Annotated in this window: 8 protein-coding genes; 6 read left to right on the top strand and 2 right to left on the bottom strand. The window is 64.3% G+C overall.

What is annotated here, in order from left to right:
* Positions 1-8: 8 nt before the first annotated feature.
* Positions 9-6,218 (bottom strand): amino acid adenylation domain-containing protein, encoded by a 6,210-nt coding sequence (locus ACZ445_RS19805; protein ID WP_464707480.1) that lies wholly within the window; start codon positions 6,216-6,218, stop codon positions 9-11.
* 489 nt (positions 6,219-6,707) lie between these two features.
* Here ACZ445_RS19805 and ACZ445_RS19810 point away from each other — a divergent pair, with 489 nt between their 5' ends.
* Together ACZ445_RS19810 and ACZ445_RS19815 are read left to right on the top strand one after the other, a co-directional pair.
* Positions 6,708-7,499, top strand: coding sequence for a helix-turn-helix transcriptional regulator (locus ACZ445_RS19810; RefSeq protein WP_058426091.1), 792 nt, complete (start codon positions 6,708-6,710; stop codon positions 7,497-7,499).
* Positions 7,499-8,950 (top strand): efflux transporter outer membrane subunit, encoded by a 1,452-nt coding sequence (locus tag ACZ445_RS19815; protein WP_464707481.1) that lies wholly within the window; start codon positions 7,499-7,501, stop codon positions 8,948-8,950. Before ACZ445_RS19810 ends, ACZ445_RS19815 begins: the two co-directional genes overlap by 1 nt.
* On the opposite strand, the gene hpaA is transcribed toward ACZ445_RS19815, so the two are convergent.
* Positions 8,877-9,737 (bottom strand): 4-hydroxyphenylacetate catabolism regulatory protein HpaA, encoded by an 861-nt coding sequence (gene hpaA, locus ACZ445_RS19820; protein WP_310864038.1) that lies wholly within the window; start codon positions 9,735-9,737, stop codon positions 8,877-8,879. The two genes, ACZ445_RS19815 and hpaA, sit on opposite strands and share 74 nt — an antisense overlap.
* A gap of 128 nt (positions 9,738-9,865) precedes the next feature.
* Between hpaA and ACZ445_RS19825 the strand changes: the two genes are divergently transcribed.
* From ACZ445_RS19825 to hpaD, 4 genes are read left to right on the top strand one after another with little or no spacing between them, the layout of a single operon-like run.
* Complete coding sequence (locus ACZ445_RS19825) at positions 9,866-10,531, top strand: fumarylacetoacetate hydrolase family protein (RefSeq protein ID WP_058426094.1); 666 nt, start codon at positions 9,866-9,868, stop codon at positions 10,529-10,531.
* Positions 10,528-11,298: a fumarylacetoacetate hydrolase family protein gene (locus ACZ445_RS19830; protein ID WP_310864037.1), complete on the top strand. Its 771-nt coding sequence runs from the start codon at positions 10,528-10,530 to the stop codon at positions 11,296-11,298. Before ACZ445_RS19825 ends, ACZ445_RS19830 begins: the two co-directional genes overlap by 4 nt.
* A gap of 5 nt (positions 11,299-11,303) precedes the next feature.
* The gene (hpaE, locus tag ACZ445_RS19835) at positions 11,304-12,764 is read left to right on the top strand and encodes a 5-carboxymethyl-2-hydroxymuconate semialdehyde dehydrogenase (RefSeq protein WP_310864063.1); all 1,461 of its coding nucleotides are present in this window, start codon (positions 11,304-11,306) and stop codon (positions 12,762-12,764) included.
* 47 nt (positions 12,765-12,811) lie between these two features.
* The gene (gene hpaD, locus ACZ445_RS19840) at positions 12,812-13,669 is read left to right on the top strand and encodes a 3,4-dihydroxyphenylacetate 2,3-dioxygenase (protein WP_179029705.1); all 858 of its coding nucleotides are present in this window, start codon (positions 12,812-12,814) and stop codon (positions 13,667-13,669) included.
* The last annotated feature ends 8 nt before the right edge of the window (positions 13,670-13,677 follow it).

Here is a 13,677-nt window from a genome sequence, read left to right on the forward strand (position 1 = left end):
CGCCCCCGTCAAATCCGCCGCCGCCGCCCCAACTGCGGAATAGCCGCCTGAGGCACCTCCACCCGCTGCCCCTGCGTCAACACACACCCCGCCAATTGCGCCACCGTCGGATGACTGAACAACGCCCGCGCATCCACCTCCACCCCCGCCTTGCGCATCCGCGCCACCAGGTTCACCGCCAACAACGAATGCCCCCCCAGCTCAAAGAAATGATCGTGCCGCCCCACCCGCTCCAACTTCAGCACCTCAGCCCAGATCCCGGCCATCACGCTCTCCACTGCTCCGACCGGCGCGGAATAGGCTCGGCTCACCACCGCCCCCAACCCCGGCTCCGGCAAGGCCTTGCGGTCGAGTTTGCCCGCTGGGTTGAGCGGTAATTCGTCAAGCTGCACAAACGCCGCCGGCACCATGTATTCCGGCAATTGCTCCAGCACATGGGCGCGCAAGGCATCCGGGCTCGGCGCCTCGGCACGCGCGGTGAAGTATGCCACCAAGCGTTCATCGCGAATCAACACCGCCACTTCACGCAACGCCGGATGCATCAGTAGCCGTGACTCTATCTCCCCCAGCTCCAGGCGCACACCGCGAAGTTTGACCTGGAAGTCGTTACGCCCGAGGAACTCCAGATTGCCGTCAGGCAGGTAACGCACCAAGTCACCAGTGCGGTACAACCGGTCACCAGCCACGAACGGGCTGTCGATAAAACGCTCGGCCGTCATCTGTTCCAGCCCCAGGTAACCCCGGGCCACACCGCCCCCACCGATATGCAACTGACCGCTCACGCCCATCGGCACCGGCGCATCGTGTTCATCCAGCACATACAGGCGCGTGTTGCTGATCGCCCGCCCGATCGGCAACTGCAATGCCGGCACCGGCGCGCCGGGTTCCAGGGTCCAGGCGCTGCTGTCCACCGTGGCTTCGGTGGGGCCGTAGACGTTATGCAGGCGCACCTTGGGCAAGCGCGCCTGCACGCCACGGGCCAGGGCTTCAGTGAGTTCGCCGCCACCGCACAGTACATCGGTAAGGCTGGTACACAACGCCGATTCTTCCAGCTCAAGGAACTGCTGCAACATCGCTGGCACGAACTTGATCACGCTGATCTGCTGCTCGCGTATCACCTGCGCCAGGTAGGCCGGCTCGCGATGACCATCGGGCCGTGCCAACACCAGGCGCATGCCGTTGGTGAGCGGCCAGAACAGCTCCCACACCGAACCGTCGAAGCTGAACGGCGCCCGCTGCAACAGCGCGCCGCCTTCGGCATTGGGGCACAGCTGCGAGCCCCAGTGCATCAGGTTGCCGAGGCCACGGTGTTCGATCATCACGCCCTTGGGTGTGCCGGTGGAGCCGGAGGTGTACATCACGTAGGCCAGGTTGGCCACGCTCAACCCCGGTACCAACGGGTTGCCGATAGGTGCCTGGCTCCACGCGCAGTGGTCGAAGTCGATCACCGGGATCGACACGTCACCCGGCACGTCACGGGTGGCGGCGTGTACCAGCAGCGCCACCGGTTGACTGTCGTGGAGCATGTAGGCCAGGCGCTCGCGCGGGTAGCCCGGATCCAGCGGCACATAGGCGCCACCGGCCTTGAGGATGGCCAGCAGGCCCACCACCAGGTCCAGCCCGCGTTCGACGCACAGCGCGACGCGGGTGTCCGGTTGCACACCGCGCTCACGCAGGTGGAAGGCCAGTTGGTTGGCGCGTTCGTTGAGTTCGCGGTAGGTCAGTTGCAACTCGCCGGCCTGCACGGCGATGGCATGGGGGATATGCCGCGCATGGGCTTCGAATAGCGCCTGCACCGTGAGGGTGTCGGGGTAATCGGTGTCGGTTGCGTTGAAGTCCACCAACAGGGTTTTCAACTCACCGGCGGTCAGTACCTGGACGTCGCGCAACGGTGTGTGCGGCGCCTGGCCCAGCGTGTCCGCCAGGTTGACCAGGGTGGTTTCGAGGTAGTCCAGCAGGCGTTCGGCGCCGACCTTGTGTGGCGCCTTGGCCTTGATACGCAAGCCGCCGGCGGTGTCGTCCACGGTCAGCATCAGCGGGTAGCTGAGAATGTCCTCACTGCTGAGCAAGGCAATGCCCGGCACCAGGGTCAGGTCACGCTCGGCGTCGGTGTGCCGGTAGTTGAGCAGGCTGTTGAACAACGGCAACGCGCCGCTGCAACGCTGGGCCAGCGCAAGGGAGGCTTGTTCATGGGCAAGCAAGGCGCTGAGTCGGACGTGGGTGTACGTGAGCGCATCGGCCACGGTTCGCCCGGCCAGGCGCACCCGCAGCGGCAAGGTGTTGATGAACATGCCCAAGGCGCGGTCGGCGCCCTCGCCCGCCTGCAAACGGCCGAGCAGCACGGTGCCGAAGACCACGTCATCGCGGCCCGCGACACGGCTGAGCACCTGGGCCCAGGCCAGGTGGAACAGGCTGGCAGTGCTCACGCCCACGCCACGCGCCTGGGCACGCAAACGTTGATTGAGGCTGTCACTCAAGCCTCGTTCGGCTTCTTCGGTGTGCGCCCGATCCGCCTGGCGCTCCTGGAGACCGAAGGCCAGGGTCGGCTCGTCGACATCGCCCAACTGCTCGCGAAAGAACGCCTCGTGCCCCGCCTGTCGTGCCGGCGAGCGGGCTTGCACCACCACATTGCGATACGGCACCGACGCCGGCAACTGCGCCTGCTGGCCGAGCAAGTGGGCGCGGATTTCCTGCATCAGGATCGTGGTGGAGGTGGCGTCATTGACCAGGTGATGGAACCGCAGCCGCGCAACCCAACGCGAGTGCTGCGGCTCTTCGGCATAGTCCAGGGCCATCAGCGGCGCCTGGCGCAAATCCAGCGGCGGGCACGCTTCGCCCAGCGGTTCGACGCGCAATTGCGCCTGGCGCCACACCACCTGCATCGGTTGCTCCAAGGCCTCCCACACCAGGCTGGTACGCAGGATGTCATGGCGGTTGATCACCTGTTGCAGGGCCTGGGCAAATGCGTCCAACTGTTCGCGCTGCGCAAAGCTGAACAGCGCGTGTTGCTGATACGGATCGCGTTCATCGGTGATGTGGTGATAGAGCAAGCCTTCCTGCAACGGCGCCAGTGGGTAGATGTCCTGCACATTGGCCGCGCCGCCGGGGATGCGCGCGACGATAGGCTCCAGGCTGGCCGGGTCGAGTTCATCCCGTTCTGGCGCCTCCACGTCGCTGAGTTCACTCGCCGCCGCCAGGGCCGCCAGGGTCGGCTGGCCGAACAGCACCTGCACATCGGCGCGCAAGCCGACCTGGCGCATGCGTTGCACCAATTGCACAGCCAGCAACGAATGCCCGCCCAGCTCGAAGAAGTGGTCGTGGCGCCCGATCTGCTGCACCTGCAACAGCTCGGCCCAGATCTGTGCGAGTACGCTTTCCGCGCCGGCGTGCGGTGCTTCGTACAGGCGGGTGACGAATGCGTCTTGGGTCGGTGCGGGCAACGCCTTGCGGTCCAGCTTGCCGTTGGCGGTCAGCGGCAATGCGTCCAACTGCATGTAGGCAGCCGGCAGCATGTAGTCGGGCAGCGACGCTTGCAGGTGGGCGCGCAGGGCTTCGATCGGCACCGCTTCACGCGGAATGAACCAGGCCAGCAACTGCCCTTCGCGGGCCTGCACCACGGCGTCCTGAATATGCGGGTGCGTGGCCAGGGCCGATTCGATTTCGCCCAGTTCAATGCGCACACCACGGATTTTCACCTGGTCGTCGTTGCGCCCCAGGTATTCAAGGTTGCCGTCCGGCAGCCAGCGCACCAGGTCGCCGGTGCGGTACATGCGCCCCTGGGTGAAGGGATCGTCGAGGAAACGCTCGGCACTGAGGTCGGGACGCTTGAGATACCCGCGCGCGATGCCCTTGCCGCCCACGTACAACTCCCCTGCCACGCCGATGGGCAGCGGCCGTTGCTGCGCGTCCAGCACGTACACCGTGGCATTGGCGACAGGCGCGCCGATATGCAATGACCGGCCAACGGCCATGGCGCCGGAGGTGGCGACCACCGTGGCTTCGGTGGGGCCGTAGTTGTTGATCACGGCGAAGGACTGCGCCTGGGTGAAAGAGCGCAGGCGGTCGCCGCCAATCAGCAGGGTGCGCAGGGTCGGGTGTTGCAGGCCTTGGCTGAAGGCGTACTCAGCCACGGGTGTCGGCAGGAAACACACGTCCAGCGGCTGTGCCTGCCACCAACGGAGCAGCGCATCGATGTCTTCGGCGCCGTCATGGGCCGGCGGCAGGTGCAGCGTGGCGCCCACACACAACGCCGGCCAGACCTCCCAGGCCATCGCATCAAAACCGAAACCGGCGACGCTGGCGGTGTGGCTGCCGGCATGCAGGTCGAAGGCCCGGCAGTGCCAGTCCACCAGGTTCGAGACGCTGTGGTGCTCGACCATCACGCCCTTGGGCAAACCGGTGGAGCCGGAGGTGTAGATCACGTAGGCCAGGTGAGAGGGGCTGACCGCGACGCGGGGGTTGGTGCCCAGGTGGAAGGTCGGGCGGTCGAGCTGAATCACCGGCACCGTCGAGGGAGGCAAACGATGCAGCAAATCGTGCTGGGTCAGCACCACCACCGGGTCGCTGTCCTGCAGCAAGTAATTCAGGCGTTCGGCGGGATGGGCCGGGTCCACCGGTACGTAGCAGGCGCCGGACTTGAGGATCGCCAGCAAGCCCACCAGCGTATCCAGACCACGCCGCGCCAGGATCACCACCCGGTCGTCAGGCTGCACGCCGCGCTCCAGCAGTTGATGAGCCAGCGCGTTGGCCTGCTGGTTGAGTTGGGCGTAGCTCAGGTGCCGCCCCAGATGCACCGCCGCGATGGCGTCCGGCGCGCGCGCGGCCTGGGCTTCGATGCGCGCGTGCAGGGTGTGTGGCTGGGTGACAGGCTGGTCGGTGGCGTTCCATTGCTGCAACCGCGCCTGCTCGGCGGGTGTCACCAGGGAAAAATCGCTGATCGTCAGCGCGGTGTCTTCCAGCCCCTGCTCCAGCAGCCAGGTCAAGCGTTGCGCCAGGGCCGCCACTTCATCGTGCTGGAAGTACGCCTCGTTGTAGACGCAATGCAGGCAAGCGATGTCCTGGTAACGGTTGCTGCGCAGGTGGAGGGCCAGGGGCAGCGGCTCGTGATGGTTGGACACCTTGACCGCACGGGCCACTGTCGTGCCGTAGCGCAGTTCATGGTCGTCCTGTTCGAAGGACACCGACAGGTCGAACAGCTGGCCGCGGTCGCTGCGACGCAGGCCCAACTCACGGTTCATCTCGCTGAGGGGGAAACGCTGGTGGCGGAAGTCCTGCTTGAGCTGGTCGCGCACCCCACGCACCACCGCGCTGAACGGCGACTGCTCATCAAATTGCAAGCGCACGGCGCTGACCTGGGTGAACAACCCGACGGTGGAGCGGAACCGTGCATTGGAACGGTTGAGAATCGGCACCCCCACCACCCATTCCTCGCGTTGAGCGGTACGGGTGAAATACACATACAGCGCCGCCAGCATTACATGAAACGCCGACGCCTGGTAACGGTTGGCCACCTGTTCCATGCGGTTGAGCAGTGCCACCGGAAACGCCTGCGCCAGGGTATTGCTCGTGGCCTTGGCCGTGTGTCGCGGGGTCAGCAGCGGCTCCGGAATCAGGCGGTACTTGTCCAGCCAATAGGCGCGGTCGCGGGCATAACGGGCTGACGCGTGGTAGTGCTGGTCTGCGTCGATAAAGTCGATGTAGGACGGCGCCGGCGACTCCGCTTGCCGGCCTTGCGCCAGGGCGGTGTACAGCTGCGCGAGGGATTGCAGCATCTGGCCGAAGCCCCAGCCGTCGAGGATCAGGTGGTGGGCCTGGGTGCCGAGGCGATAGTGGTTGTCGTCGAGCTTGACCAGGAAAAAGCGGAACAGCGGCGCGCCCTGCATCGCATAAGGCCGGGCCATTTGCGCCTGCATCAGGGCGTGGCTCGCGGCCTGCGGGTCGGAGGACGCGCAAAGGTCATGCAGCGCCAGGTCCACAGCCAACGTGGCAGCGAAGGTCTGCCGAGGCAGGCCGTCGGCGTCGCTGTGCAGTTGCGTGCGCAATGCGTCATGCCTGGCGACCAGGAGTTCGACAGCGCGTTGCATCAGGCCGGGGTCGATGGCGCCGGCAAAGTCCACATAGCCACCGATGTTGTACAGCGGCGAGTCGCCTGCGCGCAGTTGATCGAGCCAGATGTCCTGCTGGGCGGCGGTGAGGGGGAAGCTGGGTGAATGCTTCATAAGATCCTTCTCATGGAGGTCAGGCACTGGCCGCGCAGGGGTGCCCATTACGACGAATGGGCCGGATTGGAGCATGGAGACCAGAGGCTGTCTGTCACCCTAAACCCGGACATTCAAATGGATAGACCAGGCTTGCCTGATGGTTCACTGCTGAAACGATTAAAGAGTTGTAGGACATTGGCTATATTTGGCCGATGCCGGCTTGAATTGAACATTTCAAAAATTAAATTTTTTTCTTATTTATCATATAGTTAATTAACCCTAAAAAATCCGCTTGGTGACTCGTAGTCGGAATTACCTCTCAGAAACGTCGAATTAATGACGCGGTTTCTATGGCAGGTTGTGTCCCTCGTTTCCGCTACATACGTAGGAAAAATCCACTGGCTAAATACACTTTCGGATACCGACTCTGGTGTGTGAGCAACGGATCGCCCCCGCAGAGGCCCAGAGCGTCTGTACACGGTTTTCGATATCAAGGATGAGAAGGCTATGAGTTTGACCAGCAGTATTGCCAACACCCAAAGCCCGCATTTCTACGCCGAAATGGGCGAGTTGATTGCCAGCAGTGGCCACCCGGGATTTGCCGCCCACATGCTGCACCTGGTGGACAAGTGGGTGCCGATCCACCTGGTGGATCTGAGCGAATGGACCCTCGACGAGCTGCGCGACCGCGTGCTCGATATCACGTTGCTGGGCAGCGCCGGCCAGACGCAGGACCTGCCGCCCCTGGCGCTGAACTCCATGGACGACCACCCGCTGTTGCGCGAGATGCTCGGCATGCAGGACCCGCTGCTGATCCAGTTGAAAGCCAAGGCCAACAGCGCAGACCCGCGTGGCACCTCGCACCAGTGCAACCTGGTGTCGCGCCAGGGCAACCGGCGCTGTGTGATTTCGTTTTATCGCCCGCCGACCCAGCGCGGGTTTTCCCTGGCCGAGTTGTCGTTTCTCAAGTGCCTGTCGGACACGCTGCTGCCGCTGATCGAGTGCCACGCCCAGAGCCTGCGCCAGGCACCGCACACCGAGGTCGAACCGGCCCACACGTTGCTGGAGCAGTCGCAATTGCAACGTGAGTTCTACAAGCGCCTGTCCCTGGGCGACATCACGTTGTCGGCGCGCGAGCAGGAGGTGTGCCTCGGCTTGCTGACCGGCGGCACCGTGCCGCAGATCGCGGAGAAACTCAGCGTGAAGAACAGCTCCATCGAGACCTATCTCAAACGCGCCGCCGCCAAGTTGGGCGTGAGTGGCCGGCACGGTCTGGCCAAGTGGATGGTGGGCGCCTGATGCATAAATTGAGCACCTTCGCGATGGCCTGGATGCTCGGCGGCTGCTCGCTGATCCCGGACTACCAACGGCCTGCGGCGCCCGTGCCTGCGCAGTATCCCCAGGCCGGCGTGTATGCGCTGGCGCAGTCCGGCACGTCGGACTGGCAGCAGCTGTTCCACGACCCGGCGCTGCAAGGGTTGATTGGCGATGCACTGGTCAATAACCGCGACCTGCGCGTGGCCGCGCTGAACGTCGAAGCGTTCCAGGCGCAGTACCGTATCCAGCGTGCCGACCTGTTCCCGGCGGTGTCCGCTACCGGCGCCGGCCAGCGCCGGCGTGTGCCGGGCGACGTGACCGGCACCGGTAAGGCCGCCATCACCTCCAGCTACTCCGCGACCCTGGGTATCAGCGCCTACGAGCTGGATTTGTTCGGCCGCATCCGCAGCCTCAGCGAACAGGCCATGCTCACCTACCTGGGCACCGAAGAGGCGCGGCGCACTGCACAGCTGAGCCTGGTCGCCAACGTCGCCAATGCCTACCTGACCTGGCGCGCCGACCAGGAATTGCTGGCCCTGGCCCGGCAAACCCTGGTGGCCAACGAGCACAGCCTGCGCCTCACCGGCCGCAGCAAAACCGCCGGCAAAGCCTCGGCGCTGGACGTGGTGCAAGCCACCACCAGCGTCGAAAGCACCCGCGCCAGCGTGGCCCGCTATGAGCGCCAGGTCGCCCAGGACCTCAACAACCTCGCCCTGCTGGTGGGCGGCCCGGTGGACGAACAATTGCCGTCGCGTCCACTTGCCGCTGACCTGGTGGCGCGCGTACCGGCCGGCCTGCCCTCGGACTTGCTGCAACGCCGCCCGGATATCCTCCAGGCCGAATACCAGTTGCGCGCCGCCAACGCCAATATCGGCGCGGCCCGCGCAGCGTTTTTCCCGTCGGTGAGCCTGACCGCCAACGCCGGCAACGCCAGCACCGAACTGTCGGGGCTGTTCAAGGGCGGCTCGGGCAGCTGGACGTTCCAGCCGCAGATCAACCTGCCGATCTTCAACGCCGGCAGCCTGCGCGCCAGCCTTGACTACGCCAAATTGCAAAAAGACATCAGCGTGGCGCAGTACGAAAAATCGATCCAGACCGCCTTCCAGGAAGTCGCCGATGGCCTGGCGGCGCGGCAGACCTATACCGACCAGTTGCAGGCGCAACGGGATTTCGTCGCGGCCAACCAGCAGTATTACAACCTGGCCGAGCATCGCTATCGCAGCGGCGTCGACAGTAACCTCACCTTCCTGGACGCGCAGCGTGCGTTGTTTAGTTCGCAACAGGCGCTGATCGTCGACCGCCTGGCGCAACTGGTGGCGGAAGTGAAGTTGTACACGGCGCTGGGCGGCGCGTGGGAGGTCAGCGCAAGCCCGACTGCCGCAGCCGATACTCCCCCGGCGTCACCTGGGCATACCGAAGGAAAAACCGGCTGAAATACGCCGGGTCCTTGAAGCCCAGCTGGTAGCAGATTTCGTTGGCCGAACTGCCGGTGAACAGCAACAGACGCTTGGCTTCCTGCATCACACGCTCCAGGATCAGGCGCTTGGACGGCAGGTCGGCCAGGCGCCGGCACACCTCATTGAGGCGCGCCTCGGTCACGCCAATCCCCTCGGCATAGCGCGCCAGCGGCCAGTGCTCCAGATAGTGGGCCTCGATCAGTTCATTGAAGCGATGGAAGATGCGCAGGTCTTCGTGCCGGGTCGGGCGCGCCGGCAGTGAGTGGGCGCACAGGCGCAGCAGGCGAATCATGATCAGGCGCGTGAGGCTCTCCAATGCAGCGGCGCGCCCTGCCCGCGCGGCGTTGATCTCATCGTTGAGTTCTTCGAATAGTTGATCCAGGCCGTGGTCACCTGCAGTCAGCGCCACGCAGGCTGCGCCGGAGGCCAGGCTGGGATCAGCGTCGATCAACCCCCATACCCACTGCTGGCGCACCGTCAGCACATGCCCATCGGCATCCGCCTCGGTGACAAAGGCGTGAGGCACCGTGGGCGGCGTGAGGAAGAACATCGGCCCGGACTCCACGAACTGGCGGTCATCCAGGTACACCCGCACCGCGCCGCTTTTCACGTAATGCACCTGGAAAAACCGGTCATGCCGATGCACGGGCATGTTGCGCCCGAAAAATCCCGCCAGGTTGCCAAGCTTGTCGTAATGCACCTCGGCATCGCTGTAACGCTGGTCGTAGACCTGTCCGATATTGATGTTGGGGATCGGCTTCACGGTGCCCTCTTCTTGTTGTTATGACGCCAGAGGATTTTGCCACGCTTGACGGTAGTTAACATATTAATTATAACGTTAACACATTAACGAACTGCCTATGCAGCAGTCGCCACCGCCAGGAGAAACGCATGAGCCGTACCCTGCATGATGTTGCCAGCGGCACCCTGTTCGGCGTTGCGCTGAACTACCAGGGCCTGCTGGACCAGCATCTCGCCGCCTTCCAGCAGGCGCCCTACCAGAAGCCGCCGAGCAAACCGGTGCTGTTTATCAAGACCCCGAATACGCGCAACGAGCACGCTGGCGTGGTGCTGCACCCCCAGGGTGAACGCCTGCAACCCGGCCCCGCTCTAGGCGTGGTGATCGGCCAGCGCGCCAGCCGTGTCAGCCTGGACAATGCCATGGCCCATGTGGCCGGTTATGCGGTGATCAACGAGTTCAGCCTGCCGGAACACAGCTACTACCGCCCCGCCGTCAAAGCCAAATGTCGCGACGGGTTCTGTGTGCTGGGGCCGGCGTTCGTGCCACGGGACCAGGTGGGCAACCCCAACCAACTGAGCCTCAAGCTGTGGGTCAACGGCGAACTGCGCCAGGAAAACTCCACCGCGAACTGGGTGCGGGACATCCCGCAACTGATCGCAGAGATCAGCGAGTTCATGACCCTGTACCCCGGCGACGTGCTGATCACCGGCACGCCCGAAGGCCGTGTGGATGTGGTGCCGGGCGACACCGTTGAAGTCGAGATCAGTGGCGTGGGCCGCCTGACCAGCCATATCCAGGCGGAGACCCCAGCATGAAACGCGCCCGCATCCGCTATGAAGATAAAATCCACGCCGTAACGGTCGAAGCCGACAATGCCGTGCGCCTGAACGACGGTCGCCTGCTCGCGGAAGATCAGGTCGAGTGGCTGCCACCGGCCACCGGCAACATGTTCGCCCTGGGCTTGAACTACGCCGACCACGCGGCCGAACTGGCCTTCACCCCGCCCACCGAACCCCTGGCCTTCATCAAGTCCGTCGGCACCTACACCGGCCACCGCCAGGTCACCTGGCGCCCGGACAACGTCGCCTACATGCATTACGAGTGCGAGTTGGTGGCCGTGATCGGCAAGGCCGCGCGCAACGTCAAGCGCGCCGACGCCCTGGACTACCTGGCCGGCTACACGGTGTGCAACGACTACGCGATCCGCGATTACCTGGAAAACTACTACCGCCCCAACCTGCGCGTGAAAAACCGCGACGCCACCACCCCGGTCGGCCCGTGGATCGTCGATGTAGCCGACGTGCCCGACCCCGGCAACCTGACCCTGCGCACCTGGATCAACGGTGAACTGCGCCAGGAAGGCAGCACCCGCGACATGATTTTCGACATTCCCTACCTCGTCGAATACCTGTCCAGCTTCATGACCCTGCAACCCGGCGACATGATCGCCACCGGCACGCCCGAGGGCCTGGCCGATGTGGTGCCCGGCGATGAAGTGGTGGTGGAAGTCGAAGGCGTGGGCCGTCTGGCCAACCGAATTGTCAGCGAGGCGGACTTCTTCTCCGCCCGGAAAGAGGCGTGAGCAGCATGATCAAACACTGGATCAACGGCCGAGAGGTCGAAAGCAAAGACACTTTTATCAACTACAACCCGGCCACCGGCGAGGCCATTGGCGAAGTCGCCAGCGGCGGTGCCGAGGAAGTGGCCCAGGCCGTAGCGGCCGCCAAAGACGCGTTCCCGAAGTGGGCCAACACCCCGGCCAGGGAACGCGCACGCCTGATGCGCAAGCTCGGCGAACTGATCGAACAGAACGTGCCGCACCTGGCCGAACTGGAAACCCTCGACACCGGCCTGCCGATCCACCAGACCAAGAATGTGTTGATCCCCCGCGCCTCGCACAACTTCGACTTCTTCGCCGAAGTCTGCACGCGCATGGATGGCCACAGCTACCCGGTGGACGACCAGATGCTCAACTACACCCTGTACCAGCCGGTGGGCGTGTGCGGGCTGGTATCGCCGTGGAACGTGCCGTTCATGACCGCCACCTGGAAGACCGCGCCGTGCCTGGCGTTGGGCAATACGGCGGTGTTGAAGATGTCCGAGCTGTCGCCGCTGACCGCCAATGAACTCGGGCGCCTGGCGGTGGAAGCCGGAATTCCCAACGGCGTGCTCAACGTAATCCAGGGCTATGGCGCCACGGCCGGTGACGCGCTGGTGCGGCACCCGGATGTGCGCGCCATTTCGTTCACCGGCGGCACCGCCACCGGCAAGAAGATCATGCAGACCGCCGGCCTGAAAAAGTACTCCATGGAACTGGGCGGCAAGTCGCCGGTGCTGATCTTCGAGGATGCCGAGCTTGAGCGCGCCCTCGATGCGGCGCTGTTTACCATCTTTTCCCTGAATGGCGAACGTTGCACCGCCGGTAGCCGTATCTTTATCCAGGAAAGCGTGTACCCGCAGTTTGTCGCCGAGTTCGCCGCCCGCGCCAAGCGCTTGATCGTCGGTGACCCGCAGGATCCGAAGACCCAGGTCGGCTCGATGATCACCCAGGCGCATTACGACAAGGTCACTGGCTACATCAAGATCGGCATCGAGGAAGGCGCCACCCTGCTCGCCGGTGGCCTGGAACGCCCGGCCAACCTGCCGGCGCACCTGAGCAAAGGCCAGTTCATCCAGCCGACCGTGTTTGCCGATGTGAACAACAAGATGCGCATCGCCCAGGAAGAAATCTTCGGCCCGGTGGTGTGCCTGATCCCCTTCAAGGACGAATCCGAGGCCCTGCAACTGGCCAACGACACCGAGTACGGCCTGGCCTCCTACATCTGGACCCAGGACATCGGCAAGGCCCATCGCCTGGCGCGCGGGATCGAAGCCGGCATGGTATTTATCAACAGCCAGAACGTGCGCGACCTGCGCCAGCCGTTTGGCGGGGTGAAAGGTTCCGGCACCGGGCGTGAAGGCGGCCAGTACAGCTTCGAAGTGTTTGCCGAGATCAAGAACGTGTGCATTTCCATGGGCAGCCACCACATCCCGCGTTGGGGTGTGTAACACCGGGTCATGCGCTCCAACAACAATAATGAATCTGGAGAATCATCATGGGCGAAGTGGTCCTGGCAGCGAAGATCTGCCACGTACCGTCGATGTACCTGTCGGAACTGCCCGGCAAGCATCACGGCTGTCGCGAAGCGGCGATTGCCGGGCACAAGGAGATCGGCCGCCGCGCCCGCGAACTGGGCGCCGACACCGCAGTGGTGTTCGACGTGCACTGGCTGGTCAACAGCGGTTACCACGTCAATTGCGGCGAGCGGTTCCAGGGCACCTACACCAGTAACGAACTGCCGCACTTCATCAAGAACATGCAGTACGCCTACCCCGGTTGCCCCGAGCTGGGCGCGTTGATCGCCGCCGAGGCCAACCTGGCCGGCGTGCGCAGCATGGCCCACAACATCCCGAGCCTGGAGCTGGAATACGGCACCCTGGTGCCCATGCGCTACATGCACATGGACGTGCCGGAGGCTGAGACATTCAAGGTCATTTCCATCGCCGCCTGGTGCGCCTGGCACCGCCTGGAGGACAGCTTCGCATTCGGTGCCGCCGTTCGCCGGGCTATCGAAAAGAGTGACCGCAAGGTGCTGGTGCTGGCCTCGGGCTCGCTGTCGCACCGCTTTTCGGACGACCGCCAGGCCGAGGCGAATATCCACACCTGGACCCGCGAATTCGACAAGCAAGTGGACCTGCACGTGGTGGAGATGTGGAAGCAAGGCCGCTTCAAGGAGTTCTGCGCGATGCTGCCGGACTACGCCGAGCACTGCTTCGGCGAAGGCAAGATGCACGACACCGCGATGCTCCTGGGGCTGCTCGGCGGGCCGGATTACGCCAAGCCAGCAGAAATCATCACGCCGCCGTTCGGCAGTTCGGGCACCGGCCAGATCAACGCGATTTTCCCCCTGTAGAACCGGGA

Source organism: Pseudomonas allii, from assembly GCF_055380095.1.